This window comes from Curtobacterium sp. 179-B 9B NHS (genome assembly GCF_045370965.1).
Classification (GTDB): domain Bacteria; phylum Actinomycetota; class Actinomycetes; order Actinomycetales; family Microbacteriaceae; genus Curtobacterium.
Window position 1 is genome coordinate 102,370 of sequence record NZ_JBIQDQ010000010.1, and the last position, 24,848, is coordinate 127,217.

At 70.7% G+C, this 24,848-nt stretch carries 29 protein-coding genes; 10 read left to right on the forward strand and 19 right to left on the reverse strand.

Translation table 11 applies throughout. From position 1 onward, the window contains the following. Positions 1-221 precede the first annotated feature (221 nt). The 8 genes from ACH0A8_RS10425 to ACH0A8_RS10460 form a co-directional block, all read right to left on the reverse strand. Positions 222-380 (reverse strand): hypothetical protein, encoded by a 159-nt coding sequence (locus ACH0A8_RS10425; RefSeq protein WP_406907150.1) that lies wholly within the window; start codon positions 378-380, stop codon positions 222-224. A gap of 309 nt (positions 381-689) precedes the next feature. Continuing rightward, positions 690-2,411: a DNA/RNA helicase domain-containing protein gene (locus tag ACH0A8_RS10430; protein ID WP_406907151.1), complete on the reverse strand. Its 1,722-nt coding sequence runs from the start codon at positions 2,409-2,411 to the stop codon at positions 690-692. After that, a complete protein-coding gene (locus ACH0A8_RS10435) occupies positions 2,398-2,718 on the reverse strand; it encodes a nucleotide pyrophosphohydrolase (RefSeq protein ID WP_406907152.1) in 321 nt (106 codons plus the stop codon). The genes ACH0A8_RS10430 and ACH0A8_RS10435 overlap by 14 nt, the downstream gene beginning before the upstream one ends. A 255-nt stretch (positions 2,719-2,973) precedes the next feature. Continuing rightward, entirely contained in the window at positions 2,974-3,168 is a 195-nt protein-coding gene (locus ACH0A8_RS10440; protein WP_406907153.1) for a hypothetical protein, read from the reverse strand. A 15-nt stretch (positions 3,169-3,183) separates the two neighbouring features. Continuing rightward, on the reverse strand, positions 3,184-3,378 hold the full coding sequence (locus ACH0A8_RS10445) for a hypothetical protein (protein WP_406907154.1): 195 nt from the start codon (positions 3,376-3,378) through the stop codon (positions 3,184-3,186). A gap of 141 nt (positions 3,379-3,519) precedes the next feature. Further along, complete coding sequence (locus ACH0A8_RS10450; RefSeq protein WP_406907155.1) at positions 3,520-3,804, reverse strand: hypothetical protein; 285 nt, start codon at positions 3,802-3,804, stop codon at positions 3,520-3,522. Then, positions 3,801-4,535 carry a DUF4839 domain-containing protein gene (locus tag ACH0A8_RS10455; RefSeq protein WP_406907156.1) on the reverse strand — a complete coding sequence of 245 codons (735 nt, stop codon included), beginning with the start codon at positions 4,533-4,535 and terminating at the stop codon, positions 3,801-3,803. Before ACH0A8_RS10455 ends, ACH0A8_RS10450 begins: the two co-directional genes overlap by 4 nt. 222 nt (positions 4,536-4,757) lie before the next feature. Continuing rightward, positions 4,758-5,738, reverse strand: coding sequence for an AraC family transcriptional regulator N-terminal domain-containing protein (locus ACH0A8_RS10460; RefSeq protein ID WP_406907157.1), 981 nt, complete (start codon positions 5,736-5,738; stop codon positions 4,758-4,760). Positions 5,739-5,860: 122 nt separating this feature from the next. On the opposite strand from ACH0A8_RS10460, the gene ACH0A8_RS10465 reads away from it, so the two are divergent. Continuing rightward, a complete protein-coding gene (locus ACH0A8_RS10465) occupies positions 5,861-6,634 on the forward strand; it encodes an SDR family NAD(P)-dependent oxidoreductase (RefSeq protein WP_406907158.1) in 774 nt (257 codons plus the stop codon). 82 nt (positions 6,635-6,716) lie between these two features. Here the strand turns inward: ACH0A8_RS10465 and ACH0A8_RS10470 are convergent, their stop codons facing one another. Next, entirely contained in the window at positions 6,717-7,232 is a 516-nt protein-coding gene (locus ACH0A8_RS10470; RefSeq protein WP_406907159.1) for a hypothetical protein, read from the reverse strand. Between the two features lie 47 nt (positions 7,233-7,279). Next, on the reverse strand, positions 7,280-7,495 hold the full coding sequence (locus tag ACH0A8_RS10475) for a DUF1653 domain-containing protein (protein WP_271826423.1): 216 nt from the start codon (positions 7,493-7,495) through the stop codon (positions 7,280-7,282). A 219-nt stretch (positions 7,496-7,714) separates the two neighbouring features. On the opposite strand from ACH0A8_RS10475, the gene ACH0A8_RS10480 reads away from it, so the two are divergent. The 3 genes from ACH0A8_RS10480 (at position 7,715) to vsr (ending at position 9,592) form a co-directional block, all read left to right on the forward strand. After that, positions 7,715-8,467 (forward strand): hypothetical protein, encoded by a 753-nt coding sequence (locus tag ACH0A8_RS10480; protein ID WP_406907160.1) that lies wholly within the window; start codon positions 7,715-7,717, stop codon positions 8,465-8,467. A 50-nt stretch (positions 8,468-8,517) separates the two neighbouring features. Next, on the forward strand, positions 8,518-9,039 hold the full coding sequence (locus tag ACH0A8_RS10485) for a hypothetical protein (protein WP_311205206.1): 522 nt from the start codon (positions 8,518-8,520) through the stop codon (positions 9,037-9,039). 103 nt (positions 9,040-9,142) lie between these two features. After that, positions 9,143-9,592: a DNA mismatch endonuclease Vsr gene (gene vsr, locus ACH0A8_RS10490; protein ID WP_406907161.1), complete on the forward strand. Its 450-nt coding sequence runs from the start codon at positions 9,143-9,145 to the stop codon at positions 9,590-9,592. 28 nt (positions 9,593-9,620) lie between these two features. Here the strand turns inward: vsr and ACH0A8_RS10495 are convergent, their stop codons facing one another. From ACH0A8_RS10495 to ACH0A8_RS10515, 5 genes are all read right to left on the reverse strand, one after another. Continuing rightward, positions 9,621-10,265 carry an ABC transporter ATP-binding protein gene (locus tag ACH0A8_RS10495; RefSeq protein ID WP_251154869.1) on the reverse strand — a complete coding sequence of 215 codons (645 nt, stop codon included), beginning with the start codon at positions 10,263-10,265 and terminating at the stop codon, positions 9,621-9,623. Beyond that, positions 10,259-12,145 carry a hypothetical protein gene (locus ACH0A8_RS10500; protein WP_406907162.1) on the reverse strand — a complete coding sequence of 629 codons (1,887 nt, stop codon included), beginning with the start codon at positions 12,143-12,145 and terminating at the stop codon, positions 10,259-10,261. Before ACH0A8_RS10500 ends, ACH0A8_RS10495 begins: the two co-directional genes overlap by 7 nt. A gap of 29 nt (positions 12,146-12,174) precedes the next feature. Next, complete coding sequence (locus ACH0A8_RS10505) at positions 12,175-12,555, reverse strand: lactococcin 972 family bacteriocin (RefSeq protein ID WP_406907163.1); 381 nt, start codon at positions 12,553-12,555, stop codon at positions 12,175-12,177. A gap of 174 nt (positions 12,556-12,729) precedes the next feature. Continuing rightward, positions 12,730-13,662 (reverse strand): NADP-dependent oxidoreductase, encoded by a 933-nt coding sequence (locus ACH0A8_RS10510; protein ID WP_406907164.1) that lies wholly within the window; start codon positions 13,660-13,662, stop codon positions 12,730-12,732. Positions 13,663-13,736: 74 nt separating this feature from the next. After that, the gene (locus tag ACH0A8_RS10515) at positions 13,737-14,555 is read right to left on the reverse strand and encodes a hypothetical protein (protein WP_406907165.1); all 819 of its coding nucleotides are present in this window, start codon (positions 14,553-14,555) and stop codon (positions 13,737-13,739) included. A 106-nt stretch (positions 14,556-14,661) separates the two neighbouring features. Between ACH0A8_RS10515 and ACH0A8_RS10520 the strand changes: the two genes are divergently transcribed. After that, positions 14,662-15,126: a hypothetical protein gene (locus ACH0A8_RS10520; RefSeq protein ID WP_406907166.1), complete on the forward strand. Its 465-nt coding sequence runs from the start codon at positions 14,662-14,664 to the stop codon at positions 15,124-15,126. Between the two features lie 24 nt (positions 15,127-15,150). Here the strand turns inward: ACH0A8_RS10520 and ACH0A8_RS10525 are convergent, their stop codons facing one another. Next, entirely contained in the window at positions 15,151-15,456 is a 306-nt protein-coding gene (locus tag ACH0A8_RS10525; RefSeq protein ID WP_406907167.1) for a hypothetical protein, read from the reverse strand. Then, complete coding sequence (locus tag ACH0A8_RS10530; protein WP_406907168.1) at positions 15,449-16,309, reverse strand: hypothetical protein; 861 nt, start codon at positions 16,307-16,309, stop codon at positions 15,449-15,451. The genes ACH0A8_RS10525 and ACH0A8_RS10530 overlap by 8 nt, the downstream gene beginning before the upstream one ends. A 200-nt stretch (positions 16,310-16,509) precedes the next feature. Between ACH0A8_RS10530 and ACH0A8_RS10535 the strand changes: the two genes are divergently transcribed. Further along, positions 16,510-18,945 carry an ATP-binding cassette domain-containing protein gene (locus ACH0A8_RS10535; protein ID WP_406907169.1) on the forward strand — a complete coding sequence of 812 codons (2,436 nt, stop codon included), beginning with the start codon at positions 16,510-16,512 and terminating at the stop codon, positions 18,943-18,945. 24 nt (positions 18,946-18,969) lie between these two features. On the opposite strand, the gene ACH0A8_RS10540 is transcribed toward ACH0A8_RS10535, so the two are convergent. Continuing rightward, positions 18,970-19,743, reverse strand: coding sequence for a hypothetical protein (locus tag ACH0A8_RS10540; RefSeq protein WP_406907170.1), 774 nt, complete (start codon positions 19,741-19,743; stop codon positions 18,970-18,972). 139 nt (positions 19,744-19,882) lie between these two features. On the opposite strand from ACH0A8_RS10540, the gene ACH0A8_RS10545 reads away from it, so the two are divergent. The 4 genes from ACH0A8_RS10545 to ACH0A8_RS10560 are packed head-to-tail and all read left to right on the forward strand — an operon-like array spanning position 19,883 to position 23,422. Beyond that, a complete protein-coding gene (locus ACH0A8_RS10545) occupies positions 19,883-20,728 on the forward strand; it encodes an ABC transporter ATP-binding protein (RefSeq protein ID WP_406907171.1) in 846 nt (281 codons plus the stop codon). Continuing rightward, complete coding sequence (locus ACH0A8_RS10550) at positions 20,725-21,540, forward strand: ABC transporter permease (RefSeq protein ID WP_406907172.1); 816 nt, start codon at positions 20,725-20,727, stop codon at positions 21,538-21,540. Before ACH0A8_RS10545 ends, ACH0A8_RS10550 begins: the two co-directional genes overlap by 4 nt. A 53-nt stretch (positions 21,541-21,593) precedes the next feature. Beyond that, positions 21,594-22,799 (forward strand): sensor histidine kinase, encoded by a 1,206-nt coding sequence (locus ACH0A8_RS10555; protein WP_406907173.1) that lies wholly within the window; start codon positions 21,594-21,596, stop codon positions 22,797-22,799. After that, positions 22,796-23,422, forward strand: a complete 627-nt coding sequence (locus tag ACH0A8_RS10560; RefSeq protein WP_251160195.1) for a response regulator transcription factor — start codon at positions 22,796-22,798, stop codon at positions 23,420-23,422. Before ACH0A8_RS10555 ends, ACH0A8_RS10560 begins: the two co-directional genes overlap by 4 nt. Before the next feature lie 20 nt (positions 23,423-23,442). Here ACH0A8_RS10560 and ACH0A8_RS10565 read toward each other — a convergent pair whose 3' ends face one another. Then, a complete protein-coding gene (locus ACH0A8_RS10565; RefSeq protein WP_406907174.1) occupies positions 23,443-24,630 on the reverse strand; it encodes a hypothetical protein in 1,188 nt (395 codons plus the stop codon). Between the last annotated feature and the right edge of the window lie 218 nt (positions 24,631-24,848).

The following is a 24,848-nucleotide window of genomic DNA, read 5'->3' on the forward strand; positions in this document are numbered from 1 at the left end:
CAAGGACGTGTCGAGTTCGCGCCGTGCTGTAGGTCTCAGGCGCTCATGGTCGCGAAGAACGGAGGTGGCCGCGTCGCTCGCGCCGCCGACGTCGCGCTTGGACGGATGGCCGGGCTCTTCAAGAAGAGGGTCTCGGCGTATCACCCGTCGAACTGGGGGCGCCGCACTAGCCCGCACCGCGCCTTCGGCCCGCGCTCGCCTGGCCCCACGCCCCGTGGCACCTACTCAGCCGGCACCAACGCGAACTGCTCCTGCTCCAGCACGGCGTCCGCCGCCGACGGCCGCCCGCGCGCCTGCCGGCAGTCCCGCCAGTAGTGCGACGCACTCCGGAACCCGACCGCCGCAGCACCACCCGCCGCGGTGGCCCCTTCCATGATCATCCGCCGCCTCGCCTTCCCAACCGCTTCCGCTTGAGGTACTGCACCGGCGTCATGCCGTCGCCTCCCTGATCCGGGCGAACGGCGTCGACCTGCATCCGCAGCATCGCAGCGAGCAGCGAGATAAGCCACGACTCGCCGATTCACCCTGCAGCACTGCGATCGCGCCCGCGCCCGCGCCCGCGCCCGCGACGACGGAGGTACCGGACCTGTCGAGCGCGGCGGTGATCCGTGGTGCCTGCGAAGTCTGCAGCAAGCGGAGGACGATCTCTCCAGAGACGAGCGACAACCGAGGCCATCTTCGGGATCGGGTCAGCCCGAATAGATGATCCTCCGCAAGTGCTCCCGCAGCGCGGGGTCTACCACGTACACATAGGTGCCGAGGATCCCGCGCGTCAGCAGAACGGAATACACGTTCGTCACAAAGCGAAGGACGTCATCATCCGAGTATTCTATCCCGAGCCGCGGGTTGTTCTCCATACCCTTCTTGTCGAAGTAGTTGGATCGGTCTAAGACAACACGCTGGGTATCTTGGTCGAACCGCACGTCCGGCCCGATGACGACGCCCGCGTAGTTGAGGTCGTACCCCTGCACGGTGTGGATCGATCCGACCTGCTCGACCGCCCCCGGTGAACTAATCCAGTCGGTCTGGGTCTGGTTCCACTGCAGCTTGCGGCCGTCGATCTCGATGTCGACCGCGACCGGGTCCTTCTTGCTCTTCCACTCCCACGCGTACCCGGCAACGAGGCGGGAGAGCCCGACTTCAGCGTCGCGGGCGCGGATGGCGTCGTGCATTTCGCCGACGTCGTCGAAGAAGCGCAGGTCGTAGTCGCCGAAATCATTATGCTCGCGCGGCTTGTCGCTCAGGAGCGCTCGCGCGAAGGACACGTAGTCCGCTCCCCCCTGCACGCGCATCTGCGTGAAGAGTCGGTAGCGGCGGTCCGCGGCGTCGCTTTCGATGATGAGCGCCTTCTGCGTCGCCTGCGGGAGGTCGGCCGGGCGCACGCTCTGATGTGAATCAATCAGGAAAATCTGGTGCCGGCTCTGCTTCCGGATCCAGTCCACCTGTGTCAGGTGGTCGGCGTCTGCCCCGAACAACTTCTCGTTGATCTCTCCGTAGCTCTTGTTCTGCATGCCGGACGCTTGATTGGCGCGGTGGTTGAGTCGGTGCGATTCATCGATGACGAGCAGGTCCCAGGGCTCGTCGCTCTTCCCGACCTCGAAGGGAGTCAGCACCATCGTCTTGTCGAGACCGGGGGTCTTGGCAAACACGCGTTTGAGGGACGACCGCAACGCCTGCTGCGGTACGACGAGGCCAAGCCGCGAACCATCAAGAAGACGGTGATTGTCGTCGGTGAAGAAGTCGGAGAAGAGCGCGTCGCTCTCGAGATCGTCGAGCCCTTTGCCCTGGGCGAGGTCTCGGAGGAGCTTGAGCAAGTAGACGGCGACGATGGTCTTGCCGGTGCCGGGATCCCCTTGCACGGTTATGGGGGTCACTGCCGCGTCGTTCCAGTCGTCGAACAGGCCCTCGAGGATGTCCTCCATCGCGATCGCCTGGTCACGGTTCAAGGCTTTGAAGGGCGAGAGCTTGAAAAGCTCACGGTTCTCGATCTCGGGCAGACTGCGAGTGAAGACCTGCTGCTCGCGGAGTGCGTCGAAGATCTGCTTGAAGGTGTCGCGGTACCCCGGCCGGTCGTAGTAATCGGCATCGACGATGCCCTTGTTGCTGTTCAGCACGGTGAACTTCTCGTCTGCGGCGAGGAACGCGATGAGCTGGGACTCGAGGTCGAGGCACACTGACTTGTTGAACGTGTCGTCGAGGACGAGCCGAACCGCCGTCAACGTCTTGCGCTCGGCGGACTCGAGGTGCTGCCGCATCCGCGCGGCAGTGTTCAGCGTTTCGCCGACGTACACCCGCTTCCCGTCGTCGAGGATGTAGACCACTGGCCAATTGATGAAGCGACGATCATCCGCTTGCCACGACCGCAGGTGCTCTCGGGTGAAGGGGAGCCGCGCGATGTCAAAGCTGGTCATACTTCGTGCTCCGCCCTCGCGATCGTTCCACCGGGTATTTGGCCTTCGTGATCTCGAGCTTCTCGCGGATCAAGGTTTCGGGCGATGTGCCGAGGCGATCCGCGAGGAGGAAGCAGTACGTGAGCACGTCAGCAAGCTCGCCCCGCACGCGCGAGTCGTCGGCCTCATCGCCCCACTGGAAGCACTCGAGCAGCTCCGCCGCCTCGATCAAAATGCTCTTCGCGAGGTTCTCCTGACTGTGGAACTGACCCCATTCGCGTTCGTCGACGAAAGCCCGTAACTCGTCGTGTAGCCCTTCATCCGCCATGTTGCGACGCTAGCAGCGCGGCGGGGGCACCGAGGCGAGCGCGCGGTCGGTCGGTCGGTCGGTCGGTCGGTCGGTCGGTCATTCAAACGCTCTTACTGCGCCATCCTTGCCGAGTGACCGACGACAACTGGTCAGCCACCGCCACCCTGGGGCGGCTGAGGTCGAGCGCGTACTGCTGGACCAGCGTGCCGGTCGACCACCTGGGTCCGCCACTCCTCCGGCTCGCCCGCTGCACACACGAGATGCCCCCAACCCCTACCGCCGGCAGTACGCCGCCACCTGGTACAGGTCAGTGTCCAGAAACCGCCCGCGCTTCTCCACCTTGTACTTCACCTCGATGTATTCGTCGAACGACAGCTCGACCGGCAACGGCTGCCCACCGCGCCGAGTCAGCTGGTCGCCGATCCGCCACCGACCGCGCGCGAGCGGCAGCGCGTCGTCCCGCGTCACGTACCCGCGTAGCGGCTAGCCAGCCAGCGCCCGTGAGGCCTGCCGCACGAACGCGTGGGCCAGCGCCGGCACGAGGTCCTCGTCCTCCTCGAACCCGAAGTCGTCCTCCGTCCAGCTCACACTCCGGGCACGCGCGTAGCCGAGCATCGCGAACAGGCGCCGCACGGCCGTCTTCGGCTTGAGCCACTCGGTTTGCCCGGCAATCCGCACGACCCCACCTTCCGGACGCCGCTGACGCGATACTCGTCGGCGCCGAGCATGGGCGCGACCTATGCGATGTTCGCGGCGGCCAACCCGACGGCGACCGCTCGCGGGCGCCGGTGCACCACCGGTTGGTCCGTCTCCCGCGGCTCAATCGTCGACCAAAGCACCTTCGGCCCCGTCCGCCACGGAGGGCGTCGCTCGGCGACGCAGCGTTTTCAGGCCGTGCCGCGCCTTCAGGCCGACGCCTTCGCCGTAGTGGTGCTCCGCCAGGAGCGGCAGAATCTCGTACCGCCACACGTCCTGCAGGCCGGGTCCGGCCAGGTCGCGCATCAGGAAGGACGGGCCCACCTTCGCGTCGTGGTCCTGGATCTGCGCGTTGAGTCGCGTCAGCAGGTCCGCGCTGTGCGCCTGGTCTGACGTACTGGCTCTCAACGGACCGTGGTTGCGACGGGCGTCAGTCGCAACAGACACTGCTGCGAGCTGTACTCCCCCACCTCGGCGGTGACGCCGAGGTTAGTGCCCGTGCCGATCGTGTCCGGCGCGTCCCCGCGGTAGTGCATGTCGAAGGTCGTGTTGACGTCCTGGAACTGGAACGCCGGCCCGCGCGACGTCGTCGCGCTATAGTCGCCAGCCCCGACCAGGATGTCGTAGCGGGTGGTGTAGCTGCCGTGGTTGTTCATCGTCCCGATCGACCCGTCGAACGACACGGTTCGCCCGGCGTACTGCTCTGCGAAGGCGCCGATCGACGGATCGCACTGATCGGTGAGCTGGAGCAATGCGGCGAAGGCCGGGGTGTTCTCCGCCGTCACGACGGCCGGTGCCGACGAGGCTGTGGGAGACACTGCCGGAGCTGAAACCGCGGACGTCTTGACCGCTGTTGGATCGGCGACCACGTCGTCGTCACGGTCATCATCGCCGAACACGCCGGTCGCTCCCAGGACGATGACGACGACGAGGGCTGCTGCGACCCCGCCGCCGATCGCGAGTGCGCGGCGGGACATCGTGCGGACCGGGCGCCTGATGACCAGCGTGGACTGCAACTTGCCCTGCTCCTGCGAGACGACTTCCCAGCCGTCCTGCTCCCACCGCGTCGCGGTGCGCGATTCCATGCCTCGGACACACTTCACCGTGCGGGTCTCGTACTTGTTGCCCTGGTCGCTCATGCGCTGTCTGTCCCGTTCTTCCCGCAAGTCCTGTCGATGGCACCTTGTCGACTTCGACGAGCGTACGGGTTAGGGACGACGGCGATGCGCGATGCTGACGGCCCAACCAAGTCTTCCGGTTTCTGCGCGCTAAGCCTCAAGACTCCAGCTTGTGGCGACCACCCACCGGATGGAAGGCACGTCACCACCGCGTCCCACGCCTCCAGTCCGCCAGTCCCGCCGCTACACCGCCGTCGCCACGGCCAACTGCCCCCGTACCGCCACCGCATCCGCCGCCAGCGGCCTCCCGTACGCCTCCCGGTAGTCCCGCGAGAAGTGCGACGCACTCCGGAACCCCACCGCAGCAGCAGCCCGCGCCGCAGTGTCCCCGTGCACGGCCATCCGCCGCCGCGCCTCCCCCAACCGTGTCCGCTTGAGGTACTGAGCCGGCGTCATCCCGGTCGCCTCCTTGAACCGGGCGAACAACGTCGACTCGCTCACCCGGAGCTCCCGCGCGAGCCGCTCCATCGACCACCCCTCGGACATCCGTCCGGTGAGCAGCGCCGTGGCTCCGGCGACCACCGAGGGCCCGGTCCCGTCGAGCGCCGCCGTGATCCGCGGCGCCTGATCGGTCTGCAGCAACCGCAGCACGATCTCCCGCGACACGAGCGGGAACAGCACGGGGATGTCCTCCGGAGCGTCGAGCAGTGCGAGCAGCCGGGCGAACGCGTCGGCGAGCGGCGCCGTCCAGCTCCCCAGCCGAGGCAATGACGACACCGCACCGGACGGCGACGAACCCGGAGTAACCGCAACCGCAACACCATCCGGCACCGACATCGAGGCGACGACCTCCCCGACCACCACCGGGTCCAGTCGCCAGACCACCGCGACGAAGCCATCCTTCCCCGCTGCGTCCACGACTCCGGCGACAACCGGCAGGTCCACCGGCGTGATGATGAATCGCTCGCGGCCCCACACCTGGTCGTCGTCCCCGACGATCGAGCGCTTCCGCCCGCGCAGCACGACGGACATCGACGGCTCGTACCGCCGGTCGAACAGCCCGGTCGGCTCGTACACCTTCGACACCGTCAGCCCGAGCGTCTCCGCATGGTGCGCCGACCCGACACGAGCAAGCGAACCGTGCCGATCCCGCCCTGGCACTGCTGCGTGCGCCGATGCCGTCGCCGCCGCACGGTCGAGGTGCTGCGCGATCCGCTCGTCCACACCGCCACGCTACCCACGCGTCGAAAACCGCGACAGCCCGCGGAGGCACCGCTGCAGGATCCGGCAAGGTCCTCGTGGATCCGGGCAAGCCGCGGGGACCGAGCGCACCGGATCATCGCCCCATGACCACCACACCCACCGCCCAGACCGAACCCCGCACCGCCCTCGTCACCGGCGCCTCGAGCGGTATCGGCGAGGCCATCGCCCGCGAACTCGCCGCCGCCGGTCTCACCGTCGCCGTCCACGGCCGGAACGAGCAGCGCACCCGAGCCGTCGCCGAGGACATCGAGCGCCAGGGCGGTCGCGCCGTCGCCCTCACCGCCGACCTGTCGCAGGGCCCCGACGTCGTGCGCGCTCTCGCCGCCGAGGCCCGCGACCAGCTCGGCGGCCACATCGACGTCCTCGTGAACAACGCCGGCGTCTACCCGGGAGGGCCCACCGAGTCCCTCGACGACGACACCGTCGACGCCCTGCTCGCCACGAACATCCGCGCACCCCACGTCCTCGTCGCGGCCCTCGCCCCAGGCATGGCGGAGCGCGGCGGCGGCCACATCGTCAACATCGGCTCGTGGATGGCCCGTGTCGGCGTCCCCTTCATGGCCCTCTACCCCGCCACGAAAGCCGCCGTCGAACAGCTCACCCGCGCCTGGGCCGCCGAGTACGGCCACCGCGGCATCCGCGTCGTCACCGTCGCCCCGGGAGCGACGGCGACCCCGGGCAACGCCGACTCGGCCGACGTCCTCGCCGCGATGACGCAGGGCACCCCTGCAGGCGTCCCGGTGCAGCCGGTCGACATCGCCCGCGCCGTGCGCTGGGTGGTCTCCGACCACGCCGCGTTCGTCACCGGCGGCACCATCGACGTCGACGGCGGCATCGCGTCGACGCGGATGAGCTGACCGCAGCCGAGCGGCTGACGGAACCACGTGACGGACGGGAGGCGCGGTGCCAGCTGGCACCGCGCCTCCCGTCCGTCACCGCTCAGGTCGCCGCGCGATCGCCACCGTCGGTCTGAAGGGGTACGAGCCACGGCTCGATCCGGACGAGCTGCTCCCAACCCGCCCCGAACACGGCGTCGATCTCCTCGACCGGCAGCGGGAACAGCGTGCCGACGAATGCCTCCCACCCGTGCGCGCCGAGCTCGCCCGCTCGCACCTCGTAGGGCTGCCACTCCTCCGGCACGAGCTCGAGACGGTCCATCGCGTCATCTCGCCGATCGGCCACGACCGCCTTGGCCGGCACGGAGGTCCGGGCCGCCTGTCGGAACCGCACGGCCCGCCCGATCGACCCGCCGTCGGGAACAGGATGCACGAGCTCGATCTCAGCGGAGACCCTGCCATTGCGAACCAGCGGTAGGCCTGGTGTCTCGTCATCGATGGTCGCAAACCACGTCTGCGGAGGAGCACCGGCATCTCGTCGCGCGACGCCACCGGTCGGCTCAGCGACTCGAACGCCCTCGCGACGGACGACGAACACCTCTCCCACGTACCGCTGCATCACAACCATTGTTGCGCGGGAAGCAGCTCGTCGGATCGCGCCGCTGATCAGTCCAGACGGACGAACCGCGGCCCCTCGTACCCGTCCCGCGACACGTGCGCCGTGAAGTCAGCGAGCGACCGCACCCAGTGCCCCCGCTCCCCGTACAGCGCCTGGTACACGACGACCGGCTCCTCGGTCTCGACGTCCTTCGCCACCAGGACCACCTCGTACTCCCCGCCCTTGAAGTGCCGGTACCGTCCGGGCATCACGTCGCTGCTCACCCGCACGATCGTAGGGCTCCTCGCGGGCGCCGCCAGCCGTCGAGGGGTGACCACCCGTCGGACGGGAGGCACGCTGCAGTCCGCCACCGCGCCTCCCGTCCGCCACACGGTCACGTCCGATCCGACAGACCAGCACCGCCGGTCCTGCTTGACTGGACACACCAGGGGAACAACGGCGGGCGCTGCGCGCCGCAGCTCGACAGCACGAGGGGGAACGACATGGCCACGCTCAGCACCCGCGAGCGAGACCGTCGCGGCGGACGCATCGTGCTCGCCGTCATCGCGCTCATCGCCGCCGCCGTCTCGGTATGGCTGCACTTCCACACGGGCACGATCCGCCCGTCGGCGTTCTGGGTGCCGACGCTCGTCGGGCTGGCGTACGGAAGCGTCGTGTGGCCGATCGGTCAACGCCGCAGCTCCGGGTGGTGGCCCGATCTCGTGTGGGTCGGATTCCTCGGCGTCTTCTTCGTCCTGATCGCGACCAAGACGTTCTCCGCGCCGGCATGGTTCCTCGCCGTCCTCGTCGGGGCGCTGCTCACCGAGGCCGTCCACCCAGCGAAGCGTGCCGCACCGTCCGCGGTCGCGAAGCTCCCCCTCGACCAGGTCCGCCCCTGGTCCGGCTCCGGCGTCACCGCGGCGGTGACCGAGCGCCCCTTCGGGCAGCCGCACGCGAAGCCAGCCGTCCTCGTGACCACACAGGACGGCAGCACCGTCTTCCTCGTGATGGACCTCGCAGCGTTCTTCGACGGCGAGACCGGCATCGCGGAGTCCGCGAACGGGGAACAGCTGACGTTCCTCTCGCGCAAGGGTGTGGCGCCGAGGTCGTCCGTGCTCGACGATGCGACGCCGGGGCTGGCAGACGGGACGCTGTTCCTCTTCACCGGCCGACAGGACGCCCGGCCGTCCGCCGTGTTCAGCAACGAGGACGCGCTCGCCTTCGAGCAGTGGGTCCGGACGATCCCGGAGGACTGAGGGGGCGAGCGGAGGACCCGTTCGGTACGGTGGCCCTCGGAGGGGGAACGATGAGCGACAGCATCAACACGTGGGGTGGCACGGAGGCGAAGGCGGACGGCGAGCCGCTGTTCGTCGTCCAGCGGCCGAGGTTCCCCCAGCAGATCCTCATCGTGCTCGGCGGAGCCGCAGTCGTCTTCGGGCTGCTCGGAACCGTGATCGAGCAGTTGGTCGTCCCGGGCGCGGACAGCACCGCGTTCGTGCTGATCGGCCTGGTGGGTGCCTTGTTCCTCCTGATCGGTCTCGCACTGGCAGCCGGACGCGTGACCGTGTTCGACCGGCACTACCTCGTGAAGTCCGGCTTCGGGAAGGCCCGTCGTCGCGAGGTCGACGACATCCACGTGCTCCGGTACGGGACGCAGTCGGCCGGCGGTGGGCCGACCTTCATCAGCCTGACCGCGTGGAACGACCGCAAGAAGAAGCAGTTCACGGTCTTCACGAACTTCCGCGGGTACGACGAGTTCACGGCGTGGTTGGCGGAGCGGCGACCCGAGCAGTGGACGGAGTGCGAGCGGCTCGGGCTACCGGAGTGAGCAGCGGCTTCGGTCGTTCCTGCACAGCCGGCAAGCGGCGCACCTCCCCCACATCGTCGTCGTCCGCGACCGCGATCACGCCTCGGCACGACAGGCTCGAGTGGTGGAGCAGTGGGAAGCCGACGACGCACGCCGTCGCCACATGGCCCGCTTCGGCCGGCGTGACACGGCACCCGAGCTCGCACTGCGCCGGGAGCTGCACCGCCGCGGCCGTCGATTCTTCATCGACCGGCAGGTCAGCCGCCGGTGCCGCGTCCGCCCCGACCTCGTGTTCCCTCGTGCTCGAATCGCGGTCTTCGTGGACGGCTGCTTCTGGCACCTCTGCGAGGAGCACACGCACCTACCGAAGGCGAACGCCGAACTGTGGCGGCGGAAGCTCCTCGCGAACCGGCAGCGCGACGCCCGGAACCAGGCGATCCTGACGGCCGAGGGCTGGCGGGTCCTCCGCTCGTGGGAGCACGACGATCCCGCAGCGGTCGCAGACCGCGTCGAGGACGAGCTCGACCGCTGGGCCGCCATCGTCGGCCGACCGGAAGGGCGGGGACGAGAGTGACGAGTGGCTGTGCTCCGACCGACGGGCGTCAGAGGGCGATCCGACCGCCTGCCCACGCCTGCATCGTGGCATCGTGCGTCGCCACCACGATCGCGCTCCCCGCACTCCGGAGCTGCTCGAGTGCGTCCCGCACCAGCGCCGCGCTCATCTCGTCGAGCGAGGCCGTCGGCTCGTCCGCGAGCACCAGCAACGGCCGTTGTACGAGCACCCGCGCGGCGGCGACCCGCTGCTGCTCCCCACCGCTGAGGAACCCCGCCCGCATCCGGAGGCGGCCCCCGAGCCCCACCGCGTTCGCCGCCTCCTGGACCCGCTCGTCGCGCTCACGCCGAGGGACACCGCTCGGCCGCACGACGCCGAGGTTCTGCTCGATCGTCCACTGCGGCACGACCGCGTGGTCCTGCACGACGAACCCGACGCGGTCCCGCCGCATCAGCCGCCGGGCGCGACGAACACTCCGGTGCACGTCCTCGCCCCGCAACCGGACAGCCCCTCGCGTCGGGGTCTGCAGTCCGCCGAGGCATCGGAGCAGCGTGCTCTTCCCCTGCCCCGACGGTCCGAGGACTGCGACGGCGTCCCCCGGACGGACGGACAGGGACAGCTCGTCCCACAACTTCCGGGGCCCGATGTCGAACCCCAGTCCGTCGACTTCGAGCACCGGCGCTCCGATCACCATGTCTTCCTCCACGCTTCCGCTCGACGCGTCGGCATCACGGCGGACACCACGCCGAGCAACACGAGGGCTCCCGCTCCGCTGGCGACGCCTGCGGTGAGGATCACGTCCCCACGAGCTCCCGACAACGCACTCGTCACCGCGGCGGTGGTCAGGGCTGTGCCGCTCGCGCCGACGAGGAACCACCGGTGCCGGATCAGCGGGTGCCGTCCGACCAGGTACTGCACGCGCCCGAGTCGAGCAGTGCGGACGCGGTGTTCACCCACGAGCGAGATCGCTGCGAGCACGAGGGCCGACAACGCAACACCGACGGCCAGCAGCAGCGTGTGGCGCTCGGTCCGGAGTTCTCCGAGTTGCCGTTCCACGCGGGCCCCCACGCGGTCGACCTGCAGGACGATGTCCGCGAGCCCGGCAGCTCGCAGCTGGCGTTCGAGAGCCGCACGGTCGGCGAAGCGCACCTCGCCGTTCGCGACGCCGGTCCCGACCTGGTTCGGTGCGAGGTCCTTCGGGTCGGGAACGACCAACACGGGGATGTCCGGCCACGTCGGCAGCAGCGGTTCGATCCCGTTCGTCCAGAGGATCGCGGACTCGGTGACGGCTACGGTCGAGCGCACCGGTCGGATCCGGATGTCGAGTGGTCGCGGAGGCTGACGTCTTTCCACCTGCCAACCGGTTGCGATGTCCGCCGCTGCCGCATCGCGGAGCGCGTCGCTCTCGCTGGCGAGGGCATCGGGCACGAGCAGGAGTGGTTGCCCGTGCGGAGGGAGGCCGCCCGGCACGAGTGCACGCAGGGACGCGCTGGCGTCGCCGACCAGTGTGAACCGATCCGTGAAGGAGGAGTAGGCCATGCTGGCGTCCCCTCGCGCGAGTGCTCCGGTCGCGATGGCCCCCAACGCCTGGTCCTGCTCGAGGGTCGTCGACGCTGTCCCGAGCACGACGTCGTCCCCGTGCGCAGCTTCGGCGACCAGGATCCGTTCGGCCTCGGCGGTGGTCCGCTGACGGTCCTGCAGGCACTGCACGTCGGCGACGGCCACGATGACGAGTGACATGCCGGCGGCGGCGACGAGGACCATCGGCCATCGAGCCTCCGCAGCGCGGTGGGTCGCGGCAGCGCTCAGCAGGGCGCAGCCGACGTGCAGCACGAGGGCGGCCAGCAACGCCGCGAGGACGCACACCACGACGACGACCGTCGTGAACCGGAGCGCCGGAGCGCCGGCCCCGTGCACCGCGAGCGCCACCGGCGGACCGACGCATGCTGCGGTCGCCACCGGGCCCGCCAGGCGACCGAGGTCCAGGGCTTCCGCGCAGGCCACGCTCCCACCGGACCAGCCCGCTCGCAAGCGAAGGTCCTGCCGTCCGGCACGGCGTCTCGACTCGGCGACGAGCGCGATCCCCAGTCCGAGCAGGACGGCGACCGCGACGAGCGCGATGGTCGGCCGTGCCAGGACCACGACGAGCGCCTCGACCGGAGCGGGCGTCGTGTCGACCGTCGTGTACCCGGCCTGCCGCAGCTCCTCGGTGAACCGTCGGACCGGCCGTCCGTCGCCCTCGACCGCCATCGGACCGAGCAGGTCGAGCGTGCCACCGTCACCGATCGGCCGTGTGCTGATCGCCGCGCCGATCCCGGGTTGCGTTGCCGGCCCCCGGAACGTGTAGGCGGTCCACACCCCGGGCCGTCCGTCACGATCCGGAACCAGGAGCGAGACTCGCACCCCGGAACGCTCAGCCGCAGCGGTGATGTCTCGGATGTGTTCTACCTTCGTCTCGCCGACCGGCAGCTCAGCGAGCTCGAGCGTCGCCCGCCCGGCGAGGAGCCCGAGTGCCTCGACCTCGCCGACGACGGACACCGCGAGCACTGCCGACAGCGCGAGGACGGCTGCCACCGCCAGGACGGTGGCAGCCGCGAAGTTCCTCATCCGCGGCGGGCCCAGAACGCCTGGTTCCCGGAAACCGCCTTCGGCCGGTGGGCGTACGCGACCTTCGTCGGTGGCTGCCACGCCGATCGGGTCACGACGCCGTGCGACTTCACCGATGCACGGTGCGTAGAGCCGTTGTGCTGGTAGACCGAGTGCACCTCGCCGCCCCACACGCCGTAGGTCCACGTGCCGCCCTCCGGGTAGGCCGTCCCGTTCCGGGTCTCGCCGACCCGGTCAGCGGACGCGCCTCCCCCGACCACCCGTCCGGACGACGCCGGAGAGTCCGACGCCACCGCCACCGCCGCGGTCGCTCCGACCGGCCCGATGGCGGCCACGACGACCGCGGCGGCTGCGATCGAGATCAACTTCTTCCCCACGCTTGCTCCTCCTCCACTCCTGACGGGTTCCCGTCAGGAGCGCCACCGTAGCAACCGGAACACCGCGGGTCACGCTTGGTATATCAAGCTGGTGCGAGGAGAACGGACGGGAGGCGCGGTGCCAGCTGGCACCGCGCCTCCCGTCCGTCATCTGGTCGCGACCGCGACCCGTACTCACCAGGTGAGCACGAACCGCCCCCGCGTCCCGCCGGCCTCGAGCCGTTCGTGCGCCTCCGCAGCGCGCGACACGGGCAGCACCTCGGCGACCCGCGGCACGAGCACCCCGTCCTCCACCGCCTGCCGCAGCTCCTCGAGCAGGTCGAACGACGTGTACTCCGAGAAGACCATGATCCGCTCGAACCGGATCCCGCGAGCGCCGTTGCCCTCCCAGCCCCGCACGTCCGCGAAGAACCCGCCGTCGCGCACCGCGTCGACGACCTCGTCCCGCTGCACCGCGGCATCGGCGAGCGCGTCGACGCCGTCCGGCACGATGCCGCGCACGGCTGCGGCGAAGCCGTCCCCGCGGCGCACCATGTGGTCCGGCCCGAGGGACCGCACGAGGTCCTCGTCCTTCGGCGCTGCGTCGGCGATGACCGTGATGCCCCGCTGCTCCGCGAGCTGCACGACGTAGTTGCCGAGCAGCCCCGCGGATCCGGTCACGGCGAGTGTGTCGCCCTGCGAGAGCTCCGCGCGCGCGAGGATCTGCAGCGCGGTCAGGCCGTTCATCGGGACGGTCGCGGCTTCCTCGATCGACAGCCCCGCCGGGATCCGCGTGAAGGACCCGACCGGCGCGACGAGGTACTCCACGTAGGCGCCGCCGTGCTCGGAGAGCGGCAGGGCCATCGCCATCACCTGGTCCCCGACCTGCCAGCCCTCGACGTCGTCGCCGACCTCGTCGATGACGCCGGCGGCGTCCATCCCCGGCACGTACGGCGGCGAGGACTCCGACGAGTCACGCTGGCCGGCGCGCACACCGGTGTCGGTGGGGTTCACGGCGAACGCCTGCACCCTGATGCGGACGGTGCCGGAGCGGGCGTGGGGCTCCGAGACCTCGTGGACGGCGAGGGCTCCGGGCCCTCCGAATGTTTCGACTCCGACGACCTTCATGTCCTCCGGTCTACCCGCCCCCGGGTCCGTGGACTCAGCGGACGTTGCAGGAGCGAACAACCGCTCGGGTACGGTCAGCCGCCCGTGTCGACCAGGCAGGGTGATCCGAGTTCCACGCGGTCAGCGCTGTACAGGTCGACGGAGACCCCCTGGTCACGGTCGAGCATCACGACTCCCCCGCCCACGAACCGGGTGCCGACCGCGAAGCCCTCGGCCTTCAGGAACCGGACCGCCGGTGCAACGGCAGCCTTCGTCTGCTCGGGCGTCCCAGCCGGGTCGTCGGCGCCGGGACCACGCCAGGAGTAGTGGACCAGGACGCCGTCGTCGGAGTTGTCGAGCCGACACGGTCGGACGTCGACGCTGACCTGGTCGTCGGTCGGTGCCTCGTGTCCGAGCGCGTCGACGACCCGTCCTCCCAGCTTGACGAGTCCGGCCTCCGCCTGCTCGGGCGTCCGGCTGGTCTCGAGTGCGGTCGGCGGTGCCGCCCGTCGTGCTGTGTCAGCCTGCGCCTCGCCCACGGACAGCAGTGCGAAGGGCACCATCGTCAGCATCGCGACCGCGCCGAGCGCCCCGCAGACGGCGATGCCGGCAGCGGCCCCGGTCCGCCCTCGCTTCGCGGCGATCACCAGGGAGACGATCGCGGTCGCCGGGACGAGCACCGCGATGAGTCCACCGGTGACGAACGCCGCGGCGAGGCCCTGCACGGTGGCCCGCTGCTCGACCGTCGGCGCCGCCGTCGTCGCGATCGCGTACACGATGACGAGGCTCCCGACCACGAACGCCAGGATGCTCCCCGCGATCCACGCACCGCTCGGCGCCCGTCGCGACGGGTGGTCCGAGCGCTCGGTCCCGGCTGGCTCCTCGGTGCCGGCCGGCTGTCCTGTGTCGTTCATGCGTCACCCTCGCTCGTCGAGCGCCCCGCCTCCACGCTACCGAGGGATCGGCGCTCCGGCCGGGCTCCCAGACTCCACCGCCAAGCTCGAGCACAGAGGGGACCACATGCACGAACACCGCCGCCACTGGCCGTGGCCCGTCGTCCTGCTCGCCGGCGCGCTGATCGGCGCTGCCGAACCGTTCGGCATCATCGGTGAGGCCTGGATCGCCGACCCGACCGTCGACGAGCCGATCGTGACCCCGACCGACTGGTGGCCGCCGGACTCGTCGTTCCTCGGCTTGCTCGCCGTGCTCGGTGTCCCCGTCGGAGCAGTCCTCGGCGTCCTGGTCGCGGCGACGCTGTTCGCGCTCGCCCGGGTCGTCGACGACGCGCTCGGTGTCCTGCCCGCCGCCCTCGTCTGCGGTGTGCTCGCGGCCGGTGTGGCCGGGTTCCTCGGTCTGCCCCTCGCCGCCGTGGTGCAGCCGCCGCCGGTGACGATGCCCCTCGTCCTCACCGCCGCAGGTCTCGCCGGCTTCCTCCTGACCGCGGGGGCGCTGGGGACCCTCCGCCGACCCGTCGCGAACGACTGACCACCCCGAGCCGATCGCCACCGCTCAGTTCCACGTCCGCATCGCCACGACCACCGCGACCGGCAACGACACCGCGAGCACGATCCCCACGACGATCGCCAGTGTCCGCGCCACCCGGATCCCCTGCTGCCCCACCCAGATCAGCAGCAGGATCGCCGCCAGGTAGAGCGGCGGCACGAACAGCAGCGGCACGAAGCCGAGCCCGGTCCACTCGACGAGGGCGCCCGCGAGCAGCTCGTACACGGTGCACCCGGCGGCCACCACGAGTGCGACCCACACGCTGACGGGTGCTCGACGTCCCGGCGCCGCGGCCGTCACGCGCTCACTCATCCTCGTCGTACCCGTCGCCGGGCCCTCCAGCCAGGCAGGTCGTCTCGATCATCACGTCACCCGAGGTCCGGGTCACGCCCGCGTTCCCCTCCGCGAGCCAGTCGTCACCGACCACCCTGATGTCCCACCCGAGCGGATCGGCGTCACGGAGCCCGGCGTCGAGGAAGACCTCGCGGACCGGAGCCAGACGCCCCTCGGCCTGGTCCTGGGGCAGGAGGTCGGCCTTGCGCTCCGCCTCGGTCTGCGGCTCGTCGTCCGCGTCCGCATCGGCGGGGAACGACCACCGCCACGTGTACTCCGTGCCCTGCTCGAGGTTCGACAGCGAGCACCCGCGCGGGAACTGCACGACGTCGCCGGTCTCCGGGTCACCGCCCATCGCCCGCACCGCGCGCTCCCCCACGGCCGCGAGGTCCCGCTCGGCCTGCGCCGGCGTCCGACTCGTCTCGGTCGCGGTCGGCGGCTGCGCCCGCTGCTCCTCCTCCGCCGCCCAGCTCTGCGCGACCCGCGTCGTCGGGTACCCGAGCGTCACGGCCGCGAGGACCACGAACACCGCGCACCCGATCGGCCCGACCAGCGTCACCGACCGGTCGCGCTGACGCTGCACCAGCAGCAGGACCAGTCCGGTCAGCGGCACACCGGCGCACACCACCGTGACGACGATGCTCCCGATCGTCTGGTTCGAGAGCGTGTGCGTCGAGTTCCCCGCGCCGTTGTACCCGGCGAGCGCGACGAGCAGCCACGCGATCCACCCCGCGGGCAGCAGCAGCCCGCTCGCCACGATCCACCAGATGCCGTTCCGCCGCCTCGGCGGCGACCACGCGACGTCGTCGACCATCGATCCCCCGTTCCCCACGACCACACCGTACCGACCGGCCGGGAGGCACGTGACCAGCCCGCCCCGCGCCTCCCGTCCCCACGCACCGGCCGGGAGGCCCGCTGCCAGCCCGCCCCGTGTCTCCCGTCCGTCTCCCGGTCGCGTCCGGAGCAGCACCCGCCGGGGTGCGGACGAGCGGTCCGGAACGGCGCTCGTCCGATCCGCCTACGCTCGAACGAATGCCCGCCCCGCACCACCCTGCCGACCAGCCGTCGTCGTCCGACGGGTTCATCCGCGTCCGTGGCGCCCGTGAACACAACCTGCAGGACGTCGACGTCGACATCCCCCGCGACCGGATCGTCGCCTTCACGGGTGTCTCCGGCTCCGGCAAGTCGAGCCTGGCCTTCGGCACGGTCTTCGCCGAGGCACAGCGTCGCTTCCTCGAGTCCGTCGCGCCGTACGCCCGACGACTCATCGCGCAGGGCTCGACACCGCACGTCGACGAGATCACGGGTCTGCCCCCGGCGGTCGCCCTGCAGCAGCGCCGCGGCGCCCCGAGCACCCGCTCGACCGTCGGCACCCTGACGACGCTGAGCAACTCGGTCCGCATGCTCTACTCGCGCGCCGGCACCTACCCCGAGGGCGCCGAGCAGCTGTACTCCGACTCGTTCTCGCCGAACACCGTCGCCGGGGCGTGCCCGCGCTGTCACGGCCTCGGTACCGCGCACGAGGTGACGGAGGCCTCGGCGGTGCACGACCCGTCGCTGTCCATCCGCGAGGGCGCGATCACCGCCTGGCCCGGTGCGTGGCAGGGCAAGAACCTCCGCGACGTGACGGCGGTGCTCGGCTACGACATCGAGCGTCCGTGGCGGGAGCTCCCGCAGGAGGACCGCGACTGGCTGCTCTTCACCGAGGAGCAGCCCGTCGTCGAGGTCCACCCGAAGCGCGACCGGGTGGCGAAGCCGTACAAGGGACGGTTCTGGAGCGCCCGGCAGTACACGCTGCACACCCTCGCCGACTCCCAGAGCGAGACGCAGCGGAACAAGGCCCTGCGCTTCGTCGAGTCCGGACCGTGCCAGCTCTGCCACGGCTCCGGGCTGACCCGGGCAGCCCTCGCGGTGACGTTCGGCGGCCTGTCGATCGCCGCGTTCAACGCACTGCCGCTCGCACAGGTGGCCGAGGTCCTGCGCCCCGCAGCCGAGTTGAAGGACCCGTCGCCCGCGCAGAGCCGTGTGACGTCCGGGGAGCGGTCCGAGGTCGCGAAGTCGATCGCCACGGACCTGCTCGGTCGGGTCGAGGTGCTCGTCGGACTCGGCCTCGGGTACCTCGGGCTCGACCGGGCGACGCCGACGCTCTCCCCCGGTGAGACGCAGCGCCTGCGGATCGCGACGCAGCTCCGGTCGGGGCTGTTCGGCGTGGTCTACGTGCTGGACGAACCGAGCGCGGGGCTGCACCCGGCGGACGCGGAGTCCCTCGTGCAGGTCCTCGACGACCTCCGCGCCAGCGGCAACAGCGTCTTCGTGGTGGAGCACGACATGGACATCGTCCGGCGTGCAGACTGGATCGTGGACGTCGGCCCCGGGGCCGGTCCGGGCGGCGGGCGGGTGCTGTACAGCGGCCCGCCGGCGGGCCTGGCCGACGTCCCCGAGAGCGTCACCCGGCGCTACCTGCAGCCCCGGACCTCGCCCGTCGAGCACGAGCTGCGCGAACCCGTGGGCACGCTCGAACTCCGTGGCCTCACCCTGCACAACCTGCGCGGCCAGGACGGGAAGGGGCTCGACGTCGACCTGCCCCTCGGGGTGTTGACCGCGGTGACCGGGGTCTCCGGCTCGGGCAAGTCGTCGCTCGTCGGTGGCGTGCTGCCGTCGGTCGCGACGCAGCACCCGCTCGTGTCCCGCGTCGTCGAGGTCGACCAGAAGCCGATCGGCCGCACACCCCGCTCGAACCTCGCGACGTACACGGGCATGTTCGATGCCGTCCGGCAGGCCTTCGCCGCGACCGAGGACGCCCGGGAACGTGGCTGGACCGCCGGGAGGTTCTCGTTCAACGTCGAGGGCGGCCGCTGCGAGGTCTGCCAGGGCGAGGGCTCGGTCTCCGTCGAGCTCCTGTTCCTTCCGGGCAGCTGGGCGCCGTGCCCGGAGTGCCACGGTGCCCGGTACAACGCCGAGACGCTCGAGGTCCGCCGGGCCGGCTCGACCGTCGCGGACGTCCTCGGCATGACCGTCGACGAGGCATCGGACGCCCTCGCCGACCTGCCCGCCGCCGCCCGCGCGCTGGATGCCCTGCGCAGCGTCGGCCTCGGCTACCTCCGACTCGGGCAGCCCGCGCCGGAGCTGTCCGGCGGCGAGGCCCAGCGCATCAAGCTCGCCACCGAACTCCAACGCGCACGGACCGGTCACACGCTCTACCTGCTCGACGAGCCGACCACGGGCCTGCACCCGGCGGACGTCGAACTCCTCACCGCGCAGCTCCAGCGGCTCACCGACGCAGGGAACACCGTCGTCGTGGTCGAGCACGTGATGACGGTCGTCGCGCAGGCGGACCACGTCGTCGACATGGGTCCGGCCGGCGGCGACGAGGGCGGCCAGGTCGTGGCATCCGGGACACCGCGCGAGGTCGCGGCGTCCGCCACGAGCCGCACGGCGCCGTACTTGCGGGCAGCGCTCGGGAGCTGACCACGGTGCCGGACGGGAGCGTCGTCAAGTCGCCGGGTCGTCCTTCGCGGCAACTGAGGGCTTGGCCAGTTCAAGGCCTGCGAGATGCTTCTGCAGCTTCTTGGCCATCGGCAGGAACGTCGATAGCGTCAGGCCGCCGGACAGGACCGCTCCGATGAGCGGAATTGCCTTCGCTACTCCGCTCGCGAAGAGCTTTTTTGTCATCTGAACGCCCAGGATGCCGGCAACCTTCTTGACGACCGGATAGATGATTCCCTTGGTCAACGCCTGTTGCGGCAACTTCTTGACCACTTGAGCCGCCATCATCGCGGCGGCCTTCGTCACACCGCCCTGAGCGATCTGCACGCCGAGCATCACGCCCACGAAGAGCGTCAGGATGCTCTCGGTTGCTTCGTCGACTTCCTCGCGCTCGTCGAAGAGGTCCGGCCAGCTGTAGATGTAAGCGAGCTTCTGCGCTATACGAAGCATGTGACCGACGTACTGAGCCATGTCCGCAGGAACCGTGCCGATCATGGCGATTCCGCCGGGTAGCCCCGCCAGCGCAGACACTCCGGTGACCTTGCTCGTCTCGTAGGAGATGGACGTGTTGGCCGCTTCCAAGATGATCGCGATCGGGATCCCGGCCGCCGCAGGACTCTCGTCGATGGCCATCCGAATCTGCGCGGGCGTGCAGTGTTTGCGAAGCGCCTTTCGCAGGTACGTTTCGCGCTCGATCCGCACCCCGGGCAGTCGGGCGGCAGCGTTGAGGATCTGCGAGAAGGTCGAGTTGCTGTTCTCGATCTCATTGGATTGCGTCATGGGGCTGAGCGTATCGACAGCAAGCGACGCGAATGAATCGCAACTCGATCGAGTCGGTGGCGCCATCCTCCGATCGGAGGAGGTACCTCCGCCCGCCCCTCCGATCCGCCGGAGCCCGTCCGCCCGCCAGGCTGGACGCATGTCCACCACACCGGCCGTCACGGTCGAGCACCTCACGAAGCAGTACCCCGGCGGCAAGACCGCCGTCGACGACGTCTCCTTCACGATCGACCCCGGCGAGACCTTCGCCCTGCTCGGCCCGAACGGTGCCGGCAAGTCCACCACGGTCGAGATCCTCGATGGCTTCCGATCCCGCACCGGCGGCGAGGTCCGGGTCCTCGGGCACGACCCCGCGCACGCCAGTCGCAGCCACAACGCCCGCGTCGGCATCGTCCTGCAGACCAGCGGCGAGTCCCCGAACGTCACCGTCGCCGAGGAGCTGCAGCACTTCCGTCACATGTACCCGCGCAGCCGCCCTGTGGACGAACTCCTCGCCGCCACCGGACTCGAGGCCCAGCGCAACACCCGCATCAGCCGCCTCTCCGGAGGGCAGCGCCGCCGCGTCGACGTCGCCCTCGGGATCATCGGCCGACCCGAGGTCCTGTTCCTCGACGAGCCGACCACCGGCTTCGACCCCGAGGCCCGCCGGCAGTTCTGGCAGCTGATCCGGAGCGTCAGCGCCGAGGGCACCACCGTCCTGCTCACCACCCACTACCTCGACGAGGCCGCGCACCTCGCGGACCGGGCGGCTGTGCTCGCCGGCGGACGACTGCTCGACGTCGCACCCATCGACGCGATCGGCGGGCAGGACGCGCGCACACCGATCGTCCGGTGGCAGGACGACACCGGCGCGCGGCACGAGCGCCGGACGACCGACCCGACGGCACTGGTCCGGAGCGCCACGACCCCGATGCACGCGCTCGAGGTCGTCCGACCCTCGCTCGAGGACGTCTACCTCACCATGATCTCGGAGCACGCAGCATGAACCCCGCAGTCAGCATCCGCCTCGGCGTCCACCGCATCGCGTACGAGCTCCGGTCGTACTTCCGCGCACCGGACTCGGTCTTCTTCACCTTCCTCTTCCCGATCGTCATGCTCGCGTTGTTCTCGGTGGCCTTCAGCAGCGCCGACGACATCCAGGCGGGGCCGGGCGTCAGCGTCGACTACGCCACCTACTACCTGCCCGGACTCGTCGCCACGGGCTTCCTGCTCTCCGGCACACAGGCACTCGGCGTCGACATCGCCGGCGAGCGCAGCGACGGGACGCTCAAGCGCCTGGGCGGCACCCCGCTGCCGGTCGTGAGCTACTTCGTCGGCAAGATCGGCATGGTCCTCGCGACCTCGATCGTGCAGACCGCGCTGCTCCTCGTCGTCGCGGGCGTCGTCTTCGGCGTCGACCTGCCGACCGACGGCGGTGCGTGGGCGCGGTTCGCCGGCATCATGCTCCTGGGCGTCGCGACGGCGAGCGTCCTCGGCATCGCGATCTCGGCGCTCCCCCGTGAGGGCCGCCGCGCCACCGCCACCGTCGTCCCGATCGTCCTGGTCCTGCAGTTCATCTCCGGTGTGTACCTCCCCTTCACCCAGCTGCCCGACTGGCTGCAGACCGTCGCGAGCGTCTTCCCGCTGCGCTGGATGGCATCGGGGATGCGCTCGGTCTTCCTGCCGGACGCGTTCGCGTCCGCCGAGCCGGGAGGCGCGTGGCACCTCGGACTCGGAGCCCTCGTCCTGGCAGCATGGCTGGTCGTCGGCACCATCGCGTGCCTGCTGACGTTCCGGTGGAACCGGCGGGACTCCTGATCGTGTCTGTGGAGAACGCCCGCACCGGCCGCACTCGATGGGATGCTGTCGGCATGGACCGGATCACCAGGCACCGCAACTGGGGACTGCACGTCGCGGTGGCAGTCGCCGTCGCGCTCGTGTCGGTGATCGCAGCGACCGACTGGTCGCCCTGGCCGTCACGCTGGCCGGCCTTCGTCGCCCTCGGGTTGCTCGCCCTGGCGTACGTGACGTACGGCTGGCGTGGGTACGACGAGCCCCGCGCCGCAGCAGCCTTCGTGCCGTTGCTCGTGGTCGTCGCCCTCGCGCTGCCCGCGGTCGTACCGAGCACCGCGTTCATCCAGTCCGTCCTGTTCCCCGTGGCATGGTGCCAGGTCGAGCGCATCCGCACCGCCGTCTGGGTCTCGGTCGCCATCGGCATCGCGTCGGGCGTCGGCCTGCAGATCGCATCCGGCCTGGACGCCCTCGCCGGCACGATCATCATCGAAGCGATCAGCGTCCTCGGCGCTTGCGCGCTCGGGCTCTGGATCTCCCGGATCGCCCGGTTGTCCGACGAGCGCCGCAGGCTCATCGAGCAGCTCGAGGCGACGCAGCAGTCCCTCGCCGAGGCGAACCGCGCTGCCGGGGTCACGAGCGAACGGGAACGCCTGGCCCGCGAGATCCACGACACCGTGGCGCAGGACCTCGCCGGCATCGTCATGCTCACCGAGCGGGCACGCGCCGACCTCGCCGCCGCCCGGTCCGACCGGCTCGACGAGCGCCTCGCCGTGCTCGAGGAGTCCGCCCGGACCGCGCTCGAGGAGTCGCGGATCCTGGTCGCGGCCGGCGCCGCGGGGGTCGCCAGCGACGGCCTGGGTGCTGCGCTGCACCGGCTCGGCGAACGCTTCACCCGCGAGACGGGGATCCCCGTCATGGTCGACGCCCCGGACTGCCCGCTCGACCGGGACGCGCAGGTGGTCCTGCTCCGCGTCGGACAGGAGGCACTGGCGAACGTCCGCGCACACGCTCGGGCCACCTCGGCGCGCGTCGCACTGCACGTGGACGGCCGGTGCGTCGTCCTGCGTGTCGAGGACGACGGCGTCGGCTTCGACGCCGCTGCACCGACCGTCGGGCACGGCCTGCGCGGGCTGCGCGACCGACTCGCCCTGGCGGGCGGGACCTGCGTCGTGACGTCGACACCGGGGACCGGCACCGCGATCGAAGCGTCGGTCCCGGCCGGAGCCGAACCGAGCCTCCCGGCCGCACCGGAGCAGTCCTCCGTCCCCGGAGCGACGCGGTGATCCGGGTCGTGGTGGCGGACGACCACCCGATCGTCCGCGCGGGCATCGTCGCCCTGCTGCAGGACGCCGACGACGTCGAGGTCGTCGGGCAGGCCAGCGATGGTGACGGAGCCGTCGCGACCGTCCTGGCGGAGCGTCCCGACGTCGTGCTGATGGACCTCCGGATGCCCGGATGCACCGGGGACGCGGCAACGGCGCGCATCCTCGCGCGCGAGCCGGGCATCCGCGTGCTCATCCTGACCACGTACGAGTCCGACGATCAGATCCTGGCGGCGATCGAGGCCGGCGCCTCGGGCTACCTGCTCAAGGCGGCGCCCGAGTCCGAGATCCTCGCGGGCCTCCGCGCAACCGCCCGGGGCGAGACCGCACTCGCGCCCTCCGCAGCTGCAGCGCTCGTGCGCCGGACCACCGCCAGGGCCCCGGTCGGGCCGGCGCTGAGCCCGCGCGAGCTCGAGGTGCTCCAGCTCGTGGCGCAGGGGAACTCGAACCCCGCCATCGGGCGCACGCTCTTCGTCAGCGAGACCACGGTGAAGACGCACCTCGGGCACGTGTTCGAGAAGCTCGGCGTGAACGACCGCACCCGAGCGGTCACCCGCGCCATGGAGCTCGGACTGCTGCCCTGAGGAGCGGCAGACGCCTGCGCTCAGGCCGGGTCCGGCCGTTCGACCGTCAGGAACCGGACGACGTCCCGCGCGAACGCCGCCGGCGAGGACGGCCGCATGGTGACCGTGTCGCCGTCGATCTCCCGGTCGAAGACACCGATGCCCGGCACCACGATCGACAGCACTGCGAACTGCCGGCGCTCGCCCCACCCGCGGACGGTGTGCCAGTCGCGGACGGGCCAGGCAGCCTGCATCCAGCTGACCTCGCTCGGGCACGGACCGTCACGATCGTCCAGGGCGGCGAGCGGGACCGTCGCCGGCTCCTGGTCCTCGATCACCCAGCTCGGATCGACGCCGAACCACGCGAGGAGCTCCCGGCTGAGCAGCCCGTGCGGGATCACGTCCATCGCGCTGTGCCCGTCGCCGTCCTCGACGACGAGTGCCGAACCCTTGCTGAGCCATGCGCGCCATCGCCTCGTCACGACGTCGCGCGTCCGGGACTCGACGACGAGCAGGTCCTCCGGGCCGTGCGCCGGACGCAGGAGCGCGGCACCGGCGGACGTCAGCGCGCCGAAGCGTCCTGTGAGACCGGCAGCGCGAGCAGCCGTACCCACCTCCGACCGTCGGACCCGTCCGGGGACGACCCCGCGGTCCTCCACCTGCACGAGGTGCTCGAACAATCCGTCCGGCCCACGGACCGTGAGCAGCGCCGCCGCACGATCACGCCCCTCCGACGCAGCGCTGCCGCTCGTGGAGCCCGCGCCGCCGACGCGGTCTGCCGGCGGGATCGCTGCTGATCGCTCAACCGAGGCGGTCGACCATCGCGACCGCAGCACGTCGTCGATGACCTGCACCGCCAGCGGCCACTCGTCGATCGGCCCGCGTGACGCGATGCGCACTGCTGTCGACCCGACACTGCCGTACCGGACGTCGAAGATCGTTCCCGTGCTCCGCAGAACGGCCAACCGCTCCGGAGCGCCTTCGATGAGCAGCGCCTCGTGGTCATCCGCTGCCACGGCTGCGAACCCCGCAGCAGGGTCGGCACCACGCGCATGGACGTGGCGCAGGGTCATGGTGGACCCGGCACGTGCGAGCTCGACCGCACCCGGCCCTGCGATCGCCGTCCAGTCGTCCGGAACCTCGAACACGAGGTTGCCGACGATCGCCAGACGGTCCCACCGCACGTCCGGCCACGGCAGTGTCGGCTCCCCGCGGATCATCATGATCACCAGTCCCCCACACGATCATCCTGGCCGACACGACTCGAGAAGCCGGCAAACACGCGACAGCATCAGCCTCGATGCGGGTCGGCCCGGTAACGCAGGAAACCCCTGACCGGTCACGGTCAGGGGTTTCCTGGTGTTGCTGAAGTTGAGTCCGGCGGCGTCCTACTCTCCCACAAGGTCCCCCTTGCAGTACCATCGGCGCTGAGAGGCTTAGCTTCCGG